This is a genomic window from Streptosporangiales bacterium (genome assembly GCA_009379955.1).
GTDB lineage: Bacteria > Actinomycetota > Actinomycetes > Streptosporangiales > WHST01 > WHST01.
On the sequence record WHST01000011.1, the window covers coordinates 21,890 to 42,937 of the forward strand.

The 21,048-nt window shown below is 70.6% G+C and carries 19 protein-coding genes; 2 read left to right on the forward strand and 17 right to left on the reverse strand.

Features of this window, described 5'->3' with window-relative positions; translation table 11 throughout:
• Positions 1-10 precede the first annotated feature (10 nt).
• From GEV10_05205 to larE, 3 genes are all read right to left on the reverse strand, one after another.
• A complete protein-coding gene (locus GEV10_05205; protein MQA77867.1) occupies positions 11-868 on the reverse strand; it encodes a DUF3027 domain-containing protein in 858 nt (285 codons plus the stop codon).
• Between the two features lie 78 nt (positions 869-946).
• Complete coding sequence (locus tag GEV10_05210; GenBank protein ID MQA77868.1) at positions 947-1,330, reverse strand: cold-shock protein; 384 nt, start codon at positions 1,328-1,330, stop codon at positions 947-949.
• 65 nt (positions 1,331-1,395) lie between these two features.
• On the reverse strand, positions 1,396-2,910 hold the full coding sequence (gene larE / locus GEV10_05215; GenBank protein ID MQA77869.1) for an ATP-dependent sacrificial sulfur transferase LarE: 1,515 nt from the start codon (positions 2,908-2,910) through the stop codon (positions 1,396-1,398).
• 29 nt (positions 2,911-2,939) lie between these two features.
• Here larE and GEV10_05220 point away from each other — a divergent pair, with 29 nt between their 5' ends.
• The gene (locus GEV10_05220; protein ID MQA77870.1) at positions 2,940-3,383 is read left to right on the forward strand and encodes a hypothetical protein; all 444 of its coding nucleotides are present in this window, start codon (positions 2,940-2,942) and stop codon (positions 3,381-3,383) included.
• A 125-nt stretch (positions 3,384-3,508) separates the two neighbouring features.
• Here GEV10_05220 and GEV10_05225 read toward each other — a convergent pair whose 3' ends face one another.
• From GEV10_05225 to GEV10_05290, 14 genes are all read right to left on the reverse strand, one after another.
• On the reverse strand, positions 3,509-4,429 hold the full coding sequence (locus GEV10_05225) for a hypothetical protein (GenBank protein ID MQA77871.1): 921 nt from the start codon (positions 4,427-4,429) through the stop codon (positions 3,509-3,511).
• A 151-nt stretch (positions 4,430-4,580) separates the two neighbouring features.
• Positions 4,581-6,509, reverse strand: a complete 1,929-nt coding sequence (locus GEV10_05230; protein ID MQA77872.1) for an SUMF1/EgtB/PvdO family nonheme iron enzyme — start codon at positions 6,507-6,509, stop codon at positions 4,581-4,583.
• Between the two features lie 8 nt (positions 6,510-6,517).
• Positions 6,518-7,879 (reverse strand): ADP-ribosylglycohydrolase family protein, encoded by a 1,362-nt coding sequence (locus tag GEV10_05235; GenBank protein ID MQA77873.1) that lies wholly within the window; start codon positions 7,877-7,879, stop codon positions 6,518-6,520.
• A 2-nt stretch (positions 7,880-7,881) separates the two neighbouring features.
• The gene (locus GEV10_05240; GenBank protein MQA77874.1) at positions 7,882-9,060 is read right to left on the reverse strand and encodes an ADP-ribosylglycohydrolase family protein; all 1,179 of its coding nucleotides are present in this window, start codon (positions 9,058-9,060) and stop codon (positions 7,882-7,884) included.
• Positions 9,044-10,336, reverse strand: coding sequence for an extracellular solute-binding protein (locus GEV10_05245; protein MQA77875.1), 1,293 nt, complete (start codon positions 10,334-10,336; stop codon positions 9,044-9,046). Before GEV10_05245 ends, GEV10_05240 begins: the two co-directional genes overlap by 17 nt.
• Positions 10,337-10,358: 22 nt before the next feature.
• Positions 10,359-11,198, reverse strand: a complete 840-nt coding sequence (locus GEV10_05250) for an ABC transporter permease subunit (protein ID MQA77876.1) — start codon at positions 11,196-11,198, stop codon at positions 10,359-10,361.
• Positions 11,195-12,127, reverse strand: a complete 933-nt coding sequence (locus tag GEV10_05255; protein MQA77877.1) for an ABC transporter permease subunit — start codon at positions 12,125-12,127, stop codon at positions 11,195-11,197. Before GEV10_05255 ends, GEV10_05250 begins: the two co-directional genes overlap by 4 nt.
• 103 nt (positions 12,128-12,230) lie before the next feature.
• A complete protein-coding gene (locus GEV10_05260) occupies positions 12,231-13,253 on the reverse strand; it encodes a LacI family DNA-binding transcriptional regulator (protein MQA77878.1) in 1,023 nt (340 codons plus the stop codon).
• Between the two features lie 95 nt (positions 13,254-13,348).
• A complete protein-coding gene (locus GEV10_05265) occupies positions 13,349-14,614 on the reverse strand; it encodes a TRAP transporter large permease subunit (protein ID MQA77879.1) in 1,266 nt (421 codons plus the stop codon).
• Positions 14,611-15,171, reverse strand: a complete 561-nt coding sequence (locus GEV10_05270) for a TRAP transporter small permease subunit (GenBank protein MQA77880.1) — start codon at positions 15,169-15,171, stop codon at positions 14,611-14,613. The genes GEV10_05265 and GEV10_05270 overlap by 4 nt, the downstream gene beginning before the upstream one ends.
• A 99-nt stretch (positions 15,172-15,270) precedes the next feature.
• Positions 15,271-16,290 carry a hypothetical protein gene (locus tag GEV10_05275; GenBank protein MQA77881.1) on the reverse strand — a complete coding sequence of 340 codons (1,020 nt, stop codon included), beginning with the start codon at positions 16,288-16,290 and terminating at the stop codon, positions 15,271-15,273.
• A 122-nt stretch (positions 16,291-16,412) separates the two neighbouring features.
• On the reverse strand, positions 16,413-17,633 hold the full coding sequence (locus GEV10_05280) for a hypothetical protein (protein MQA77882.1): 1,221 nt from the start codon (positions 17,631-17,633) through the stop codon (positions 16,413-16,415).
• Positions 17,634-17,647: 14 nt separating this feature from the next.
• The gene (locus GEV10_05285; protein MQA77883.1) at positions 17,648-18,778 is read right to left on the reverse strand and encodes an acyl dehydratase; all 1,131 of its coding nucleotides are present in this window, start codon (positions 18,776-18,778) and stop codon (positions 17,648-17,650) included.
• Positions 18,775-20,049: a CoA transferase gene (locus tag GEV10_05290; GenBank protein ID MQA77884.1), complete on the reverse strand. Its 1,275-nt coding sequence runs from the start codon at positions 20,047-20,049 to the stop codon at positions 18,775-18,777. Before GEV10_05290 ends, GEV10_05285 begins: the two co-directional genes overlap by 4 nt.
• Positions 20,050-20,238: 189 nt before the next feature.
• On the opposite strand from GEV10_05290, the gene GEV10_05295 reads away from it, so the two are divergent.
• Positions 20,239-21,027, forward strand: coding sequence for a helix-turn-helix domain-containing protein (locus tag GEV10_05295; protein ID MQA77885.1), 789 nt, complete (start codon positions 20,239-20,241; stop codon positions 21,025-21,027).
• Positions 21,028-21,048 lie beyond the last annotated feature (21 nt).

Consider the following 21,048-nt stretch of genomic DNA (forward strand, 5'->3'; position numbering starts at 1 on the left):
GGCGGCGTGGTCAGGAGTGACCGAGCGGCTCGTCGGCGGCCTCGGCCGCCTCGACGGGCTCGTCGGTCGGCGCGCCGACGGGTGCCGGCGTGCGGTCGACCTCGACGATGTCGAAGCTCTCCTCGTCGATGGCGGGGACGACCTCGACGGGTGGTGCCTCCTCGCTCACGGCTGCCTCGGAGTGCCCGCCGCAGCCGTGGTCGAGGCTCACCACCGTGCCGTCGGCCGGCACCATCTCGTTGGCGCAGACGCCGAACAGCTGTCGCAGCGAGCCGCCGAGCGGCAGCAGGAACCCGCAGGACGCGCACGTCGCCGGCGCCTGCTGCGCGATCGCGACCTCGGGCCCGTGCTCGCCCTCGTACCAGCGTTCCGCCGCGTCGGACCGGCCCTCGGGTGACAGCACACGGACGCGGCCGAGACCCGGCTCCCACCAGTCGACGTCGTCGGCCTCGTCGACGTCGTCGCCGAACGCGACGTAGCCCGGCTGCAGCCGCGCGTCGTCGGGCGCGGTCGGCAGCAGGTCGCCAGGACCGAGGTCGCCGGGTCTGACCCGCTCGTTCCACGGCACCCACGCCGGCGCGACGATCGCCTCGACGCCGGGGAGCAGGGTGACCTCGGAGATCGTGACGGTACGGCTGCGCGAGGCGCGCGTGACGGTGACGGACCAGCGCCAGCCGTGGTAGGCGAGATCGGTGCAGGCGAAGAGATGGCTCGCGACACGCTCACCGTCGGGCTCGACGCCGAGGTGCTCGCCCACCGACTCCACGGACGGAGCGGCCTCGACCGCACCTGCGCGCGCGAGGTCCACCGCCTCGGCGCAGGCGGCGTCGAGCACGGAAGTGCGGGTGCGAACTGCGGCGGGAGGCATCGTCGTCCGATCGTGAGCTCATCGACTCCGGGAGGCCTGGCAAGCGTATCTCCCTGACCAGGCGATCAGTGCGTCGCGTCAGGCCTCGACGTCGTCGGCCACGGCGCGCAGGACCGTCGCGACTCGGTGCGCCGCCTTGGCGTCCGGGTGCCGGCCGCGCCGGTAACTGTTCGCGACGTCGTCGAGCATCTTGATCAGGTCCTCGATGATCACGCCCATCTCGTCGGGCTTCTTGCGCTGCGCCTTGACCACCGATGGTGCGTCCTCGAGCACGCGCAACGAGAGGGCCTGCTGTCCCCGGCGTCCCTCGGCCACGCCGAACTCGACCCGTTGGCCCGGCCGCAACGACGTCACCTCGCCCGGCAGCGCCGAAGAGTGGACATAGACGTCACCACCGTCGTCACGGGTCACGAAGCCGAAGCCCTTGTCCCGGTCGTAGAACCTGACCTTGCCAGTGGGCACGGAAGTCACTCGTCCTCTCGTCGATGCCGCGCCAGCCTAGTGCCCTATCTGGACCGTCGCCCGCCCTATTTCAGCAGTTCGTTCATCGAGCCGGTACGGAAACCCTGCGTGTCGATCTCGACACGATCGAAGCCGGCGTCGGCCACCGCGGCGCGGGCCGCGCGCGAGTCCGCCACCGCGGCGACGTGCTCGCGGTCGACCTCGACCTTCGCGTGCGCACCGAGGTCGCGGACGCGCAGGTTGCGGACGGGGATGCGCTCCTCCGCCAGGACGTCGCGCAGCCTCGCCTCGGCGCGCTCCACCCGCGCGAGCCGTACCGAGGTGATGCGGACGCCGTACGCGATCCGGCTGGACAGGCAGGCGGCCGCGGGCTTGTCCCACGTGGAGAGGCCCCAGCGCCTGCTGGCCTCGCGTACCTGCGCCTTGCCGAGCCCGGCGTCGAGCAGTGGGGTGGCGGCTCCGCGTTCGGCCGCGGCCCTGATGCCGGGACGGAAGCGGTCGGCGGCGTCGTCGGCGTTCGTGCCGGTGGCGACGTGCTCGACGCCCTCGCGCTCCGCGAGCGGCCCGAGCACCTCGACGAGCTCGGCCTTGCAGAAGTAGCACCGGTCACCCTCGTTGGCCTGGTAGCCCTCGCGGCCGATCTCCTCGGTCGCCGGCGTGACGTGGCGTACGCCGAGGTCGTCGGCGAACCGCCGCGCGGCGTCGAGCTCCGACGCCGGCAGGCTGGACGACACGGCGGTGGCGGCGACGACGTTGTCGCGACCGAGCGTGCGGACGGCCGCGGCCAGCAGGAACGCGGAGTCGGCGCCGCCGGAGAACGCCACCACGACTCGGCCGAGCTCGTGGAGCCTGGCATCGAGGGCGGCGAGCCTGGTGGTCAGCAGGTGCTCCTCGAGCCACGCGGGGAACCCGGTGAGGTCGTCGAGGACCACGTCAGCGTCCTCGGGCGCGACACCGCCGGTGCGTACACCCACGGACACCGCGCCGGCGGCGCGCGCCGCCCTGACGTCGCCCGGGTGGTCGCCGACGAAGACCTGACCGCCGCGCTCGCGCAACGCGTCGCCCTTGGCCTCGGCCCACAGCCCGCCGATCACCTCGTCGACCTCGAGGCCGACGTGCCGCAGCGTGGTCTCGGCGGTGGCCGCCTGCTTGGCGGTCACGACCAGGACGCGCCCACCCAGCCGGCGCACGGCCTCGATCGCGGCGTCGGCGCCCGGCAGCATCGTGGTGGCGGGGGTGGCGACGTCGTCGTAGACGGTGCGGTAGTAGGCCGCGTTGTCGTCGACGAGGTCCGCGGGGAGCCATTGGGCGAGCTCCCACTCCAGCGGGGGCCCGAGGCGTCCGACCACCACCTCGACGTCGATCGGGTGACCACTACGCGCCGCGATCTCCTCGTAGATGCGTCCGATCCCGGCACGGGGGTCGGTGAGGGTGAGGTCGAGATCGAAGCCGACGACCAGCGGGGAGGCGGAAGGGGACTGCACGCCCCTCACTGTAGGGGGTCTGCGGCGCCACCTGTCGGGTCCGCGTCGTCGCCCGTCACCGTCCCGGCGCCGTCCGTTTCGTCGGGGACTGCACATTCGCGCTGGGGAGGGGCACAATGGCGGCCGTGGCGGACACCGGGAACGACCCTACGGGCGGGAGCGGTGACGTGACGCGCGAGGACGACCAGCAGACGACCACCACGCGCGAGGAACGGACCGCGGAGGACCGCGACGCCGAGCGCGAGAAGCAGCGTGAGGCCGACCGCGCGCGGGCACGCGCCACCAGGGCGCAGACCGTCCGGTGGGCGACGACGATCGTGTCCGTGCTGTCGTCGCTGTTCGCGGTGGCGCTCGCGCTGCACATCGTCTTCGTGATCTTCGACGCCAACCAGGCGAACCCGCTCGTCACGTTCACGGCCGATCTCGCCGAGGGCCTCGTCGTGTTCTTCCGCGACCTGTTCACGCCCGACGACGACCGCGTCGGCGTGCTCGTCAACTACGGCATGGCCGCGATCTTCTGGCTCATCGTCGGCCGCGTGGTGATCGCCCTGCTCCGCCGCATCCGCTGACCACCGCCACACCACCCCGGGTGCCCGCGTTGATCACGTTAACGTGATCAACGTGGACTTCACCTCGTGCCGGGACGAGGTGAGGTCCACGTTCACGAGGTGAAGCAGACGGCCGGCGGCCGGGGTCAGTCGGCGTCGTACATGCCGGGGTAGGTCTCCTCCATCAGGTCGAACAGCGCGTCGCGGCGCTGGACGAGCCTGCGTGCCTCGTCGGCGAGGTCGCCGTCGCCGTTGCCGTCGGCCGCGAACAGCCGTACGACGGCGGCGGCGAACAGCTCCTCGAAGCCCGCCGCGACCTCGTTGGCCGCGCGGGTCTGCGACATCTCGGTGCCCGGGAGGCGCGCGGTCTCGCAGACCTCCTGCACGGCCGCGGCGTCGCAGCCGCTGGCCGCCGCGAACGCGCTGCGCCACATGGCCTCGAGGGTGACGGCGTCGCCGCGCTCGGCGTACGCGGACACCAGCCGCTTGACCAGGCCGGCGAGCGCGTCGCTGTCGACCGGCGCGCCCGTACGGTGCAGCCACGGCGCCGGGCCCGCGGCGGGTGCCGGGGCGACCGGCGCCGAGGCGACCGGCGCGGGCGTCGGCGTGGTCACGGCGGCGTGCGGTGGCGTCTCGACCTCGTCCGTCTCGTCGTCGCCGCCGCCGTCGCCGAGGGGCGCGTCGGGATGGCGCTCGACCACCAGGTCGTAGAGGTCGCAGTAGCGGTCGTTCGGCCGCCGCGCCTCGGCGACGAGCTGCTCCGCCGTCGACTCGTCGTCGTAGAGCACGACGTCGGCGCAGAGGCGGACGACGATGTCGCTGACCCCGTTGAGCACCTCGACCACGACGTCCTCGCGTTCGCGCGGGTGCGCGGGCTGCGGCGCGTAGCCACGGACCTCCTCGTCGACCTGGTCGGCGTCGGCGCTGGTCACCGTGCCGACGAGGTCGGTCCAGTGCGGCACCAGGTCGTCGTCGGCGCGGGCACCGGCGTACGCGGACAGCAGCCGATCCCAGGCCGCCGTCGCCGCGGCACTGTCGAACTCCACGCTCTTCACCTCTTGAGTCACGACGCGAACGCTACCGCGTCCGACTTCGATCATGGAATGCCATCGAGCCGTGGGCGCCTCACCTCACGAACGTGGACTTCACCTCGTCCCTGCACGAGGTGAAGTCCACGTTGATCACGTTGACGTGATCAACGGGACAAGCGGGGCGGTCTCAGGGCCTGACGTCGGCGCAGCAGCGGAAGCCGAGGGACGGGGAGCGGGCCTGGCCGCCGCCGGGGAGGACGAGCTTCGCGCTGAACTCGGGCGCGCGCTCGCCGCCGTCGAAGTACCAGTCGGAGCCCTCAGGCACGTACGCGCTGCCGCCCTTGAGGATCGCGAACCGCGTACGGCCGTCGGTGTGCTCACTCTCGGTCAGGTTCCAGACCAGCGGTGTCCGCCGCCGCAGGAGTCCGCGCGACGCCGCGACCTGCCACTCGTCCTCGGTCGGCAACCGCAGACCTGCCCACCGCGCGTAGGCGCGGGAGTCCGCGAGCTCCACGTGGGTGACCGGCCGGTCGCCGGCGCCGGGCGGCGGCACGCCGTCGACCCAGTGCGCGAGGAACCGTTGCGGACGCACGGGCAGGTAGCCGGTGGCCGCGAGGAACTCCGCGTACTCCGCGTCGGTCACCTCCTCGCGGCAGACGGCGAACGCACCGAGCTCCACGACCCGGTGCGCGGTGCCGGTCTGGTGCAGGCGCGGCGGCAGCGGCTTCCACTCGTCGACGTACGGCGCCTCGTCGTACAGGCCGGTCTCGCGCACCCGGAACGACACGGTCAGCTCGTGGCGAGCCGCGTCGACGACACCCGCACCCGGCGACACGTCACGGCGCTCCGACACCGGCGCGGGCACGCGAAACGCGGGACGGCGCGGGAAGGTGGGATCGTGGCTCGGCGCCTCGGTCGCGTACGGCGTCACCGGCTCCGGCGTCGCCACCACCGCCGCGATTCCGCCCGCGGGCAGCGGTCCGCCGACGACCGTGCGGCCGTCGTCGCCCGTCGTCACCGTCAGCGGAACACCGCTGGTGAGCTCGGTCCAGTACGCCCCGGCGAGGTCGGTCGACAGCCACGGCCCGTCGTGGTCGTCGCCGCGGTTGACGACCGTCCAGAGGGGCACGCCCTCGTGCTCCCAGCGCGACGCGTACACCCGGACGTCGCCGCCGGGATGGTCGGCGAGCGGTGTCCACCGCTCGCCGCGCAACCAGTCGCCGTAGTCGCGTTGCACCGGACGCATGGCGCGCAGCAGCGCCCGGTCGCGTGCGCTCCAGCCGACCCACACGCCGAAGACGGACTCCCAGACCATCACGCCGCAGCCGTTGAGCCACGCCGACTGCAGCTCGTGGAGGTGGCTGCGGTTCCACCGCCGGACGTGGTGCGGCAGGTGCCGCCGCTCGAACCACTTCGCCCGCAGCACGCCGGGGACGTCGGTGTCGGCGAACCACTGCGCCCACGACATCGCGTGGTCGTGCACGCGCCGCAGCGGCAGCCGCGACTCGCCCTCCAGCGTGATGCCGGGACGGACGGCGTCGAGCGCGGCGCGCACGTCCTCGCCGCCCTCCTTCGACGTGTCGAGGAAGACACCGTCGGCGCCGGTCCACGCCGCGAGATCGGCGACCGGCGTCGCCTCGACCGACTCCCACGGGTAGACGACGACGAACACGCGCACGCCGAGCCGCTGGAACGCCGTGACGACGTCGGGCAGCTCGGGCACGCTGGTGTAGTAGTCGTACTGGTCACGCTCGTCGATGCCGATCACCGGGTACGCGTGCCAGAGCACGATGCCGTCGATCCCGCCGAAGTCTCGCCGCGCGCGGTCGACGTACGACTCGACGGTGAACGTGCCGCGGTGATGGTCGTACAGTCGCTCGTCCCACATCCACACGAGATCGACGACGAAGCAGTCGTTCGCCGCGTCGTCGTACCGGCTGCCGTCGTACGCCACCCGCTCGCGCGCCTCCGTACGCCAGCGGTGCAGCTGCTCGCGCCACCTCGGCCACAGCGCGGGATCGGCCGGCGGCGCGAAGATCTTGGCGTCGTCGAGCACCGAGAGGTCGGCGTCCGGGTCGAGCGGCACCTCGGCCCACCGGTCGATCGGGCGGGCCATATACGGGTTCAGCACGACGCTCGTCCTCCCTCGGCGAGTGCGAACGTACGGTCGGCGAGCGACGTCAGCGCCACGCCGTCGAAGCCCGGCAGGCTCGACGCGACGCGGTCGTGCAGCGGACGCGTCCACGACTCCGGGACACCGCGCATCGCGCCCGCGAGTGCGCCGACGGTCGCGCCGTCGGAGTCGGTGTCCCAGCCGCCCGTGACGGCGGCGCACACCGCCGGCACGAAGTCGCCGTCGCTCGCGGCGAGCGCGTACGCGACGAGCGCGGCGTTGTTGACGGCGTGCACCCAGTGCAGGTGACCGAACTCGGTGTGCAACGTGTCGAGCGCGTCCTCGACGCCGGTGCCCGCGGCGGCGAGCGCCATGCCGCGCCGTACCGCTACGGCGAGCGCACTGTCGGGCGGGACGACGGCGAGCCCGTGCGCGAGGACGGCACCGACGTCGTCGGTCACGACCGCCGCGGCGCTCGCCGCGGCGACGAACATCGCGCCGTACGTCCCGCTGCCGGTGTGGCTCAGCCGCGCGTCGCGCCAGGCCAGCCGCGCGGCTTCGTGCGGGCGTCCTGGGCACACCCAGCCGTACACGTCGGTACGGATCTGCGCGCCGATCCAGTGCCGGAACGGGTTGCGCACGACGGCGGTACGCGGCGGCACGAGGCCGTCGAGAAGGTTGCGGTACGCGATCCGCTCGGCGGTGAACACCCGGCCTGCAGGCAGGCCGTCGAGCCACGCCTGCGCGACGTCCTCGGTGGTGAACGACGAGCCGTGCTCCTCGACGACCTGCAGCGCGAGCATGGCGTAGTTGAGGTCGTCGTCCTCCGGCATGCCGTCGATGTTCTCGGCGAGGCTCGTCGTGCGGCTGCGCCTGTTCCACGGCCATCGCTCGGCGACGGCGGCGGGCAACCCGACCGCCGTGAAGTACCCGGCGAGCGGCCAACGGCCCGTCGACCGCAGGATCTCCCTGATGCCCTCGCGCGGGATCTTCTCCACCGGCTTGCCGAGCAGGCAGCCTGCGGCGCGGCCGAGCCAGGCACCGCGCAGCCGTCCACGGAGGGCGTCGAGGTCGGGCTCCGGTAGCGCGGGTGCGCCGGACCAGAGTGCTTCGATCGCGGCGAGGTCGTCTGGCTCGTCGCGCCGGTGCTCTGCCGACGCCGGGAGAGCGTCCAGCTCGTCGAGCAGCGTGCGGGCCGGTGCGCGCAGGTCGCCCGTGCCGTCGGCCGCAGACGCACCACCGGCGACGACGTCGACCGACCCGCCGGCGGCGACCCACCGCGCGGCGACGTCGTCGACGTCCTTGCCTTCGACCCTGCTCTGCGCGAGCTCGTGCGGCAGCAGGTCCTCCGGCTGCACCCAGGTCAGGCGCATGCTCAGCCGGCCCCACCCTCGTCGCCGGCGAGCGTCCGCATCGCGGCGGTCCTGCGCGCGTGCGCCGCCTCGTCCCTGCGCAGCACCTCGACCGCGACGTCGGCGAGCCTGATGCCGGGTCCCCGCAGGTCGACCCGGCTCGCCTCCTCGACGTCGTGCAGCCAGTCCACCGGGATGACGTCGACGCCGCCGAGCGCGCCGGCGAGCGCGCCGCCCATCGTCGCGATCGAGTCGGCGTCCCTGCCGTAGTTGATCGCCCCCAGCAACGTCTCGCGGTAGTCGCCTCCGGCGATGGTCAGCATCGCGAGCGCGAGCGGCAGCTCCTCGATCGCGTGCAGCCGGCTCGGCCTGCGCGCACCGAGACCCTGGTTGCGGTAGTCGTCGCCGACCGTGTCGTACGGCGCCATCGCGGCACGCAGGTCGCGCTGCGCGTCGGCCCAGTGCGTGTGCGCACCCGCCGCGTCGAGCACCGCATCGACGGCCGCCCGCGTGCCGTCCTTCGCGAGCGCGAGGCAGGTCTCCCGCACCGACGCGACGTCCGCACCCGGCGCCATCGCGGTCGCGACCGCGGCCGCGAACACGCCCGCCGCCTCGCGTCCGTAGCTGGACTGGTGCGGTCCGGTGATCTCGATCGCCTCGGCGTACGCGCGCTCGGGGTCCGCGGCGTTGACCACACCCACCGGTGCCATGTACATCGCCGCGCCGCAGTTGACGATGTTGCCGACACCGGCCTCACGCGGATCGTTGTGCCCGTAGTGCAGCCGGAGGACCAGCCACTTCTCCGCGAGGAAGATGCGGTGCAGCGGCAGCGCCTCCGCCTCGAGCTCGGGGATCCAGACCTTGCCGTCGATGAGCCGGGGCACGAACCGCTCGGCGATGTCGTACGCGTCGAGGTGGTCGCGCTTCTCGGCGTAGACGTCGGCGAGGGTGAGCGTCATCAACGTGTCGTCGGTGACGTGCCCGTCGCCCTTGTGGTACGGCGCGATCGGCCGCGCGTGCCGCCAGTCGGGGTTGAACGGCGGGACGATGCCCGTCACCCAGCCGCCGTAACGCTCCTGGATCTGCTCGGGCGTCCACCCCTCGGTGGCACCCCCGAGTGCGTCGCCGACCGCCGCACCGGCGACGCACCCGATGGCCCTGCGCTCCAGCTCACCGTCCCCCACGTCAGTCGCCCGCCGCACGCTGGAGGATCTTGTTGCCCTCGCCCGCCAGTCGTTGCTTCAGCTCGGCCGCGGTGATCTTGTTCGCGAAGTACTGCTGGAACGCCGGGTTGGCGGCCTTGGTCTTCCACTCCTCGAAGCCGTTGACCCGCAGGTACGGCGCCTGCACCCGGACCTTGCCGGAGTCGACGGCGGTCTGCCAGCCGTCCTCCGCCTTGTTGAACTCCGGCAGCTCGCTCGACGTCTTCCGCGTCGGGATCATCCAGTCCGAGTACGCGAGCGTGCCCATGTTCTCGGTGTTCAGCAGCCAGCTGAGGAACTCCATCGCCTCCTCGGGGTGCTCGGACTCCTGGGCGATCGACATCGTCTGCGGCGCGCTCGCCTGGCTCTGTGTGTCGCCCTCGAGCGGCGGCAGGGCCACCCACTCGAAGTCCTTCGGCGCGGAGTCCTTCAGCGACCCGCGGAACCACACGCCCTTGGAGATCATGGCGTACTTGCCCCCGAAGAAGCCGGGCAGCACGTCGTCCGCGCCCATGCTCGCCGAGTTGCTCGGCGCGGTCTTGTCGTTCCAGATCATGTCGTGCACCTGCTTGGGCGCCGACTCCTCCGCGGGACCGACCTGCACCTTCGAGTGGTCACCGTCGGGATAGAAGTACCTGCCGTCGTAGTTCATCGAGTACGTGAGCATCGCGTTGGTGGCCTGCTTCAGCGACCAGGCGACGCCGTACCTGTCGGGCGTGCCGTCCTTGTTCGTGTCCTTGGTCAGCTTCTTCGAGGCGGCGCGCATGTCCTCCCACGTCCACGGGTCGTCCGACGTCGGGATCTCGACGTTCGCGTCGTCGAGCAGCTTCTTGTTCGCCATCAGCAGCTGGGTCTCCCAGGAGAACGGGATGCCGTACGTGCCGCCGTCCTTCTCCTTCACCGACTCCCAGGCAGCGGGGATGACGTCGTCCTTCATCTCCTTCGGGATCGACTCGGTGAGGTCCATCAGGAAGCCCGCGTCGGAGAACTTCTTCAGCCCCTGCGCCTCGTAGTAGACGATGTCGGGCGCGTCACCGCCCTGGAACGACGTGAGCAGGTAGTCAGGCGCGGCGTCCCAGTTCCCCTGCACCAGCTCGACCTGGACCTTGGGGTTGTCCTTGTTCCACTGGGCCACGAGGTCCTTGTACGCCTGCACGTTCTGCTTCTGGAACGCCACGCTGTAGAACTTCAGCGTGGTGACTCCCGAGTCGCCGCCGGAGCCACACGCGGTGGCAGCCAGCAGGACGACCGCGGCCGCGGCGATCGCACGGCGCATGGTTCCTCCTTCTATAGATGGGTCAGCTCTTCACGGCACCGCTGAGCAGTCCCGAGGTGAGTCGGCGTTGGATGACGGCGAACAGCGCCAGGCTGGGCAGCGTCGCGAGGAAGCAGCTCGCCGCGAGCGGTCCCCACTGTGCGGTGCCGTCGACCCCGGTGAACTTGGCGAGCGTGATCGACAGCGTGGCGAGCTCCGGGCTCTTCAGCACCGCCAGCGCGAAGAAGAACTCGTTCCACGCCTGGATGAACGCGAACATGACGGTCGCGACGAGTCCGGGCATCAGCAGTGGCGCGATGACGTCCTTGAGGATGCGCAGCCGGCTGGCGCCGTCGACCGCGGCGGCCTCCTCGACCTCGACGGGGATCGCTCTGATGTGCCCCTGCAGCATCCACAGCGAGAACGGCAGGCTCCAGACGACGTACACGAGGATGAGCCCCAGATGCGTGTCGCTCAGCTGGATGTAGCGCAGCATCAGGAACAGCGGGATGAGGATCAGGATCAGCGGGAACATCTGCGACAGCAGCACCCACCCGATCACGACCTTGTTCAGCCGCGACCTGATCCGCGCGATGGCGTACGCGGCGGGCAGCGCGATCAGGACGCTCACGACCGCGGTGATGATCGAGATCTGCAGGCTGTTCAGCGCACTGCGCGCGATGTTCTGCTGCTCGAACGCGCTGACGTAGTTGGCGAGCGTCGGGTCGGCGGGGAAGAGCCTGGGCACCAGCGAGGAGATCTCCGGCGCCGGCTTGAACGACGTCGACAGCATCCACACCAGCGGGAACGCGAGATAGACCATGTACGCGGCCAGCGCCAGGTACATGAGGCCGCTCGCCCACCACGGTCGCCGGGCGTTCATCGCGACTCCTCCCGCCGCGCCCGCAGGTAGACGGCGAGCAGCACCGCGATCACCGCCACCATCGCGAGTCCGAGCATCGAGGCGTAGCCGAAGTGCCCGTAGCTGAACGCCTCCTCGTACGCGTACAGCAGCGGCAGGCTCGTCGACGTGCCCGGCCCTCCGGCGGTGAGCACGTAGACCAGGCCGAACGAGTTGAAGTTCCAGATGAAGTTCAACGAGACGATGACCACGGTCACCGGCCGGAGCAGCGGCATGGTGACCGCACGGAACCTGCGCCAGGCGGAGGCCCCGTCGATCGCCGCGGCCTCGTGCAGCTCGCTCGGGATGCCCTGCAGCCCGGCCAGCAGCACGACGGTCGTCTGCGGCATGCCCGCCCAGATGCCGACCATGATCACCGACGGCAGCGCCCACGCGAAGTCGCCGAGCCAGTCGATCCCGTTCGGCGCGATGCCGGTCACCCGGAGCAGGTAGTTGAGCACGCCGGAGTCGGGGTGGTAGACGAGCTTCCAGGTCTGCGCCACGATCACCGGCGGCATCGCCCAGGGAACGAGGGTGAGCGTGCGCACCAGCCAGCGTCCCCTGATGCGCTGGTTGAGCAGCAGCGCGAGGCCGAGGCCCAGTAGGTACTGGCCGGCGGTCGTCGCGAACGCCCACACCAGGCCGATGCCGAACGAGCTCCAGAACTGCGCGTCACCGACGAGCCGCACGACGTTCTCGACGCCGGTGAACGTCGGCAGCTTCAGCCCGAACTTCGCGTCGGTGAACGCGAGGTACACCCCGACCAACAGCGGCAGCACCGAGAACACCACGACGGGCACGAGGGCGGGACCGAGCAGGGCGAGGCCCTGCGCCGAGCCCTGCCCCGGCTTCGCGTCGCTCCCCGGCCTGCGGGCCTTCGGCCGCGGACGCGCCGGCAGCATCGTCGTCATGAGCCGTCTTCCGAAGCGAGCATCGCAGCGGACCGAAGCGCGCACCGCACCCACCGGCCCACCGAGCGAGGAGCGGAACGGAGGAGGACGGCGGAAGGCACGGTCACGCGCGCACCTCCGCTCGCCCCGCGGTCGACTCGCGCACGACGAGACGCGGCCCGACGGTCGCGCGGCGGCAGGGCAGGACGGGGTCGTCGAGGCGGTCGAGCAGCAGCCGCGCCGCCCGGCCGCCGCGTTCACCCGACCGCAGCGAGACGCTGGTGAGCGACGGCGAGTAGAGCGCCGCGAGGTCGATGTCGTCCATCCCGGCCACGGCCACCTCGTCGGGCACCCGAAGGCCCGCGGTCGCGGCGGCGCGCATCACGCCCACCGCGAGCAGGTCGTTGGCGCACACGACGGCCTCCGGACTGGCACGGGCGAACAGCTCTCGCCCCGCCTCGATCCCGGCGGCGGACGTGAAGTCGTCGGCCTCGATGCGCAGGTCGTCGGCGATCTCGACACCGTGCCGCGCCAGCGCGTTGGCGAAGCCGCGCGCACGCGCCGTGCCCGGCACCGCGTCGACGGGGCCGTTGACGAACGCGATCGACCGGCGACCGGTCTCGAGGAGGTGGTCGACGGCCATGCCGATGCCCCGCGCGGAGTCGGTGCGGACGTTGTCGACCTCCAGCGACGCCGGCAGCTTGCCGACGACGACGACCGGCATGCGGCAGCGGGACAGTTCGCCGGCGAGCTCGTCGGTCATCCGCAGCGGGGAGAGGATGAGGCCGTCGGCGTACCCGCGGGCGAGGCTGCGCAGCACCCCGACGGCGCCGTCGGGGTCGGACCGGGTCGACGACACGACCAGGCGGATGCCGAGCGGCCCGACCACGGCCTCGATCGCCCGCATCATCTCGACGTAGACCGGGTTGCCGATGTCGTCGACCGCCAGCGCGAGCTGGTCGGTGCGGCGCATCTTCAGCGACCGCGCGGCCGCGTCGGGCGCGTAGCCGAGCTCCTCGGCCACCTGACGCACCCGCTCGGCCATCTGCGGACTCGCCGGCAGGCCGTTGAGCACCCGCGACACCGACGCGATGGAGACCCCCGCGCGCTCCGCCACGAGCGACACCGTCGGCCGACCTGACGCCAAGTCCCACTCCTCTGTAAACGTTCTTGTAAACGCTTACGGAGGAGTGTGCAACCGCTCCCGCCGACACGTCAAGCCCCGCCAGTCGCGAGTGACGGTCAGTGGTTCAGCGTCAGCTCGGGGAAGATCCCGACGAGGAGCATCGTGGTGACCACACACGCGGCGAACGGAAGGGTTCCCTTCGTCACCTGCGAGACCGGCAGCTTGGTGAGATTGCTGAGCACGAAGCAGTTGATCCCGACGGGCGGCGTCACGAGGGCGAGCTCCATGTTGAGGATGAACAGGATCGCGAACTGGATGCGGTCGAGTCCGTGCTGGATGAGGATCGCATCCACGATGGGGATGACCAGGTAGGTGATCGCGGCGACGTCGAGGAAGTCACCGAGCACCACCAGCAGCAACGACACGACGATGATGAACAGGACCGGCGACACCTCGACCAGGGCGCCCATCGACGTGGTGATCGACTGCGGCACCTGCTCGATCGTCAGGACGTACGAGAACATCGACGCCGTCGCGATGATGAGGAAGATGATCACCGAGGTCCGCAGTGTGCTCGCGCAGGCGTCGACGAGCTTCCGCCAGGTCAGCTTTCGGTAGTAGACGCCCTCGATGAGCAGGGCGCCGATGACTCCGGCCATCGCCGACTCGGTGGCCGTGACGATGCCGAGCAGGATGACGACGTAGATGAAGATCGGCAGCAGCAGCACCACACCGTGCTTACGGAGCAGCAGGAGTCGACCCGACCAGGGCACCCGCTCGTCCACGGGATATCTCCGGCGACGTGCGATGCCCACCGATACCGCCGCGAGGAGGGCGGTCAGCACGATCCCCGGCAGCACGCCTGCACGAAACAGGGTCAGCACGGGGATGGTGGTGATGGACGAGTAGATGATCATGTTGATGCTCGGTGGGATGAGGATGCCGAGCGTGCCGCCACCCGCCACCAACCCGGCCGCGAACGTCGGCGAGTATCCGAGCCTGGTCATCTTCGGGACGAGGATGAGCCCGAGCGCCGCAGCGTTCGCCGGGCTCGACCCGCTGACGGCGGCCAACATCGCGCTCGCGAGGACGGCCACCAGGGCGAGCCCACCCCGACGGTGCCCGACGAACGCCAGCAACAGGTCGATCAGACCGTTGACGCCACGCCCCGACGAGAGGATCGCGGCCATCAGGAGGAAGAACGGGATGGCCGTCAGTGCCGAGCCGTTGATGTTCGTGGCGAACGTCTGCGTGATGACGCTCGGCGCCTGCGCCTCGAAGTAGAAGGCGACCAACGCCGCGACTCCCATGCTCACGTACACGGGTGCGCCGATCACGAGCAGGACCACGAAGACGGCGACCATCAGGAGGGCGATCGTCATCGCTTGCCCTCCGACAGGTCGGGTGGCAGCGCATCCGCCACTTCGGGCGGCAGGTCAGGGCGGGTGCGCGATCGTCCTCCGCGGACGAGGTGGACGATGCTGCCGAGCACGAGCCCGACACCGGCGACCGGGACCACGACCGTGGTGATCCAGCCGGGAAGTCCGGAGGGCAGGATCGCATGTGACGCGTGCAGGTCCGCGATGGAGCCGGCGCCACTGACGACCAGGGCGATCCCGAGGCAGATCGTCAGCCCGTCCGTCAGCAGCTCGATCGGCCTCCTGAGCCAGGGCACGCGACGGGCGAGGAACTCGTAGTGGATGTGGTCTCCGCGCGCGGTCACGGTCGCCGCCACCAGGAGGACCGCCCACAGGGCGATCGTCGTCACCAGCGTGTCGGACCACGCGGGCGTATAGCCGAAGAGGTAACGGGACAAGGCGATGCCGGCGGTGAGCAGAACGGCGACGAGCAGCACCACGCTCGGCACCGAGCGCAGGACACTCACCCCCACGCCGATGACACGGCCCGTCCTGCGGCGACCCTGCTGTTCGGCCGACATCGCGCTCCTCGTCTGGGTTCGGCCGGCGTCACGGCCACGCGGAGCGGGCTCGACGGTGACGCGGCGCTCACAGGGACTCGTGACGAACGCACCGGTCGGTCAGGACATGGCGACCTTTGTCGCCTCGTCGTAGATGCTCGCCCCGATCTCGTCGCGGTACTTGCGGTTGAAGGGCTCGAACCTGGTGGAGAAGACCTGCCGCTCCTCCTTGGTCAGGATGTTCACGCTCATGCCCTGCTTGACGAGTGCATCCCTGCCGTTCTTCGCATACCGGTCCGACGTGGTCCGTGCGAACTTCACGAACGTCGGCATGACGGAGGTGATCTTCGTCCGGAGATCCTCCGGCAGCTTCTGCCACCAGTCCTGGTTCACGACGAGGACTGGTGGGAAGAACTGCCGGTCGTCCTCGGTGGCGAACTTGAGCCGCGACACCTTGTACTCGGGTGCGGTGGGCACCGAGGTGTAGATGGAGTCGATGACACCACGCGAGGCCGCGCTGGCGACATCCGGTGCCGGGATGGTGATCGGCGAGGCACCCAGCTCCTCGAAGGCCGCCAGCTGGATCTTGCCCGCCGACGATCGGACCCGCAGTCCCTTGATATCGGACGGCGCGTGGATGGCGTGGTCGGCGAGGAGCGTGATGGCGGCACCCGAGTCGATGTAGGCGAGTCCGACCATGTTCTGGGTCTCGAGCGTGTCGAGGATCTTGGCGCCGGCCGGCCCGTCCTCCACCTTGTCGAGCGAGGTCTGGTCGGGGAAGAAGTACGGCAGCTCGAACAACTGGAAGGCGGGCAGTGACTGGGAGAGGTCGCCGGTCGTCACCATGGCGGCCTCGATCGCACCGGACTTCACCGCCGTGATGGCCTCGGGATCGGACTTGTAGAGCTGACCCGCGGGATACTGCTGGACCTCCACCGCGCCGTCGGTCGCCTTCTCGACCAGCCGCTCCAACTCCTTCGCGTCGTCACCGCGGATGGAGTTGACCGGGAGGGTGAAGTTCAGGCGCATCTTGTGGGCACCGCCGGAACCCGGGGACAGACCTCCGCATCCCGTCACAACCGCGATCGCGACGACCAGTGCGGCGTACCGCAGCGCGTGCCTCATTGCACTTCTCCTCATGTCGTCGGGCTCGGGTGGCTCGCGCCATGCTGTTCTACAGAGAGACCAGTGTTCCGAATACAGTAAAACATCGGCCCCTACCGCGGTCAAGAGCCCGACCGGCAGCGTGGGAGCGGACACGACTACGGCCGCTCGAGCGCGCGCCGCAGGGACGCGCGGTGGTCGGGATGGGCGATCGCCACCATCGCGTGCACCCGCTCCCGCCAGGAGAGATGCGCGAGTCTCGCGACTCCGTGCTCGGTCACGACGTGGGTGACGAGCGAGCCAGGCAGTTGCGCAGCCGCCACGGAGGGCGTGATCCTGCTCCGTCCGGCCGTATCGACCGATTCGACGGCCACGATCGACAGGCCGCCGTACGCACCCGCGGTCGCGAAGTCCAGGAGACCGCCCACGGCGCGCCGGTCGGCGAGTCCGGGTGACGTGCCCACCTGCCCGAACAGGTCGATCCTCGAGACGGCGTTGATCGCCGTGTAGTCGCCCAGTGCACCGAGGTGGGCGGGATCGTGCGCGTGCAGCGACCCGACCAGGCGGACCGAGGGACCGCCGTCGAGCCACCGGTAGTGGGCCTCAGAGCCCATGGCCACCGCTCCGACCACCGGGACCCCACCCGCGCAGGACAGGCCGCGCTCGGCGACGCCTGCCTCGACCAGGCGCTGCGACCAGTCCGACACCAGGCCCGTGTGGACGGAGAGGCTGACACCGGCGTGGACGAGGGCGTCGGCGACCCCCGCGAGTGCCCGGCCTACACCCAGCTCGAGCACGGCTCCGTCATCGACGAGACCCGCGATGTGCCCCGCGATCGCGTGTGCCGTCGCATCGGGCTCCAGGGGCGGCAGCGGAGGGGGCGCCTGGTCGCTCTCCACCACGAGGTCACAGCGGTCGAGCGCCAACGTGTCGGTGGCGACGCGCGGCAGCGCCGCGTTCAGCTCCACCGCGCGGAACCTGGCCCGCTCGAACGCGACAGGGACGAGATCGACGCACAGTCCCGGGTCGACGCCGCCGGCGGCGGCACGGGTGCCGGAGAACAGCACGCCGTCGACGCGGAGCGTTCCACGGTCGATCGCACCCGCGAGCTGCCTCATCGAGGAGGGCACCACCCCCACGTCCGCGCCGGCCGCGCCGTGACCGGGCACGGGTGAGATCACGCGATGGCCGTACCGCAGCGCCTCGAGGATCCGGCCACGTGAGCCGGTCAGCACCTGGAGGATCTCCAGCCGGACACCCTGTCCGGCGGCGATCGTGAGCAGGTCGTCGACGAGGGACACGGGTTCAGCGGCTCCGGTGGCGACGAGCAGGCGGTCACCGTCGCGGACGAGCTCCGCGAGCTCCGTCGCCGCCGTCATCCCTGCACGCCGGCCTACCGCGCGGGGAGGCGGGCGACTGCCCAGCCCTTCGCCGTCGTCTCCCCCCGCTGGTTGTCGGCCCAGACACGGATCCGCACCCGACCCCGGCCGTCGGCGTCCGGCGGCATGCGTTCCTCGATCTCGCCGTGGCAGCGCGTCAGGTCGCCGATCAGGTTGAACCGCCTGATCTCGCAGTAGAGCTCCTCGAGGAAGCCGTGGTGCCCGATCCAGTTCGTCAGCATCGTCGAGATCCAGGCGATGCGCTCGGGACCGTAGTCGTACGCCTCGGGGACACCGACGCTGCGCGCCAGGTCGGAGTCCCAGTGCACGGCTTCCGGCGGTTCGGGTATGCCGTACGTGTTGGGGATCCCCGCGGCAGGGTGCCTGCGCACGTAGTCGAACCAGTACCCGTGCGCATGGATGAAGAGACCACCCCACGCCTGCTCGAAGGCCACGGCCGTGGTCGCGGTGTACGGACCGCGCACGGTGGACGGGAGGGTCTCACCGACCGCCACGTCATCCCAGTGGAGGACGCCGTCGGCGCGGACGAACTCGTTGCGGTACTCCTCGGCGATCGCGGCGATGTCGTCCGGCGTATACGAGCCGAGCGCGGTACCGCCGTACTTCCCCTTCTCCTTGGCCGTACCACGCTCCACGCGCATGCCCCAGCCCTCGATCTGGGCGAACGGCTCGACCTCGTCGTCGAGCCGGAACTCCGTCACGCTGGCCTGCCGGAACATCCGCCCGGCGAACCGACCATCCAGCTCGACGAGATCCTTGAACCGGGTCTCCGCGGACACCCGGTGGCCCACGGGCGCGGGCTTGAACCATCGCCAGTGCGAGCCGCCGAACATGGAGTGCACACCCGGCAGGCCACCCCGGTAGCCGATCGACAGGCGGCTGAACGCATAGGGCAGGCACGGTGGGACGACGATCGAGCCGTAGGGGCTCTTCGCCGCCGCCTGCTCGTCGACGTACAGCGGGTCACGGTCTCCGGTGGCGTATGCCCACCGGCTGATCGCGTCGCGACTCGTCTCGGTGAGGTAGGGGCGTTCGGAGATGGTGACGACCTCACCGATCCGACCGCGCAGTCGCGCGAGCTCGTCCTCGGTGATCTTGGTGTTCGTCGCTGTCGTCATCGTCATCCCTCGACTTCGTCGGCTGCATGTGCGGGCACGGTGTGGTCCGCAGCGGTCCCCAGCACGGACTCGGACTCGAGACCGTCGATACGGGCGTCGTCCCAGTGCAGGACCTCGCGCAGGACCTCGCGGGTGTGCTGACCGAGCAACGGAGCGGCGCCGGTACTCGCGGCAAGAGCCTCGCCGACGAAACGGATAGGGGGCCGCACCATCGGCACGTCGCCGGCCGTCGGGTGGTGCATGGAGAACAGGATGTCGCGCGCGACGAACTGCTCCTGCTCCAGCGCCTCGACGACGTCGAGGATCGGTCCGTACGGCACGTCGGCCTCGTCGAGGATCCTCTCCCACTCGGCACGCGTCCTCGCGCGCAGGATGCCCGACACGATCTCCTGCAGCTCGTCTCGGTTGTCGCGTCGGTCCGCCGTGGTCCGGAACCTCGGATCCTCCACCAGCTCCTGCCGTCCGACGGCCGCACAGAATCGCCGCCAGAACGTGCCGACGTGCAGCGCGAGGACGAGGTGTCCGTCCGCCACTTCGAACCGGCCGTAGGGCGCGATGCTGTGGTGGCCGCTGCCCACCCGTCCCGGACTCTCCCCGGTCATCAGGGACAGCTGACCCAGGTAGCCGAGCAGGCCGGCCAGACCCTCCAACAGGCTGAGGTCGATGTGCTGCGGCGCCGCCGAGGTCGTCCTGCGCTGCAGTGCGGAGAGCACCGCGATGGCTCCCCACAACCCACCCGCGAGATCGCCCATCGGCAGGCCGAGCTTCGTCGGCGGGCCATCGGTGGCGCCGGTGATGCTCATGACGCCGCTCCTGGCCTGGGTCACGAGGTCGAACGACGGCTTGTCGCGCAGTGGCCCCGTCTGGCCGTAGCCGCTGATCGAGCAGAGGATGACGTCCGGCTTGCGCGCGACGAGGGCGTCGAAGCCGAGCCCGAGTCGGTCGAGCACGCCCGGCCGGAAGTTCTCGATGACCACGTCGCAGTGTGCGGCGAGGTCGAGCACCACCTCAGCCCCGCCGGGGCGTTTGAGGTCGACGACCACGCTTCGCTTGTTGCGGTTGATGGCGAGGAAGTAGTGGCTCTGCCTGCCGTCGTAGAAGGGCGCGATCGTCCGTACCTGATCACCTCCGTCCGGCTCCTCGATCTTGATGACGTCGGCACCGAGGTCCCCGAGGATGCAGGTGGCGAACGGTCCCGCGAGGACGCGGGTGAGGTCGAGGATCCGTACGCCGGCGAGGGGGAGCCCAGCCGGCTTCGAGGAGTCAGACTCAGTCATGGCCGTTCTCTATAGAGATCGATGTTCCTTCAAAAGAATAGGGAGCGTCAGTGATCGCGTCAACAAGGAGGCCGTCGGCGAATTCTGTAGAGAGGACGCTGTTCCGTTCGATGGACAGCCTCCGAGGCGAGTGGATAGCCTCCGTGCCATGGTCGTCTCCGGTCACGCGCACGTCGAGGGACCACTCCTGTGACGAGCCCCCACCCCAAGCGCACCTCGCCGCCGGCACCCGCGGTCGCGAAGGCCGTCGAGATCCTCGACTACCTCGCCAACCGCAACTCCGAGGCGGGTGTCTCCGTCATCGCCGCCGCCATCGGGATGAACAAGAGCACCTGTTACAACATCCTGCAGACGCTCGCCGGCGAGTCGATGGTCGTCAAGGACTCCCGCTTCCCGGTCTACCGGCTCGGACCACGCCTGGTCGAGCTCGGGACGGCAAGCAGGCGTCAGCTCTCCCATCGGGACCAGGTCGGGGAGGCTGTCCGACCACTGGTGGAGACGTCCGGTCTCACCTGCGCGATCGCCGTGCCACTGCCCGGTGACCGCGGCACCATCATCGTGGATCGCGTCATCCCGCGGCGCGCCGACGCGATGAGCGTGGCGATCGGCTACGTGGCCTCGATCACCGCTCCCGCGATGGGCCGGGTCGTCCTGGCCACCCGCGACATCGACGAGGTCCTGTCCCACATCCGCAACTTCCCCGACGTCGACGAGGCCACCCTCCTCGGCCTGGTCGACTCTCTCGACACGGTGCGAGAGAAGGGCTTCGGCTGGTCCGACTCCGAGTTCCAACCCGGGACCAACGCGGTCGCCGCTCCGATCCTCAACGCCGACCGCGAGATCGCGTTGGTGCTCTGTCTGGTCGGCGACGCCGCACACTTCCCCAGTGACAAGATCGACGAGTACGGCCTGGCGCTCGTCGAGATCGCCAAGCAGATCGAGGCCCGCACCGTCAGGGAAGGCCTCAGCCTCAGCTAGCTGCACGTCGGGCGTCGCCAC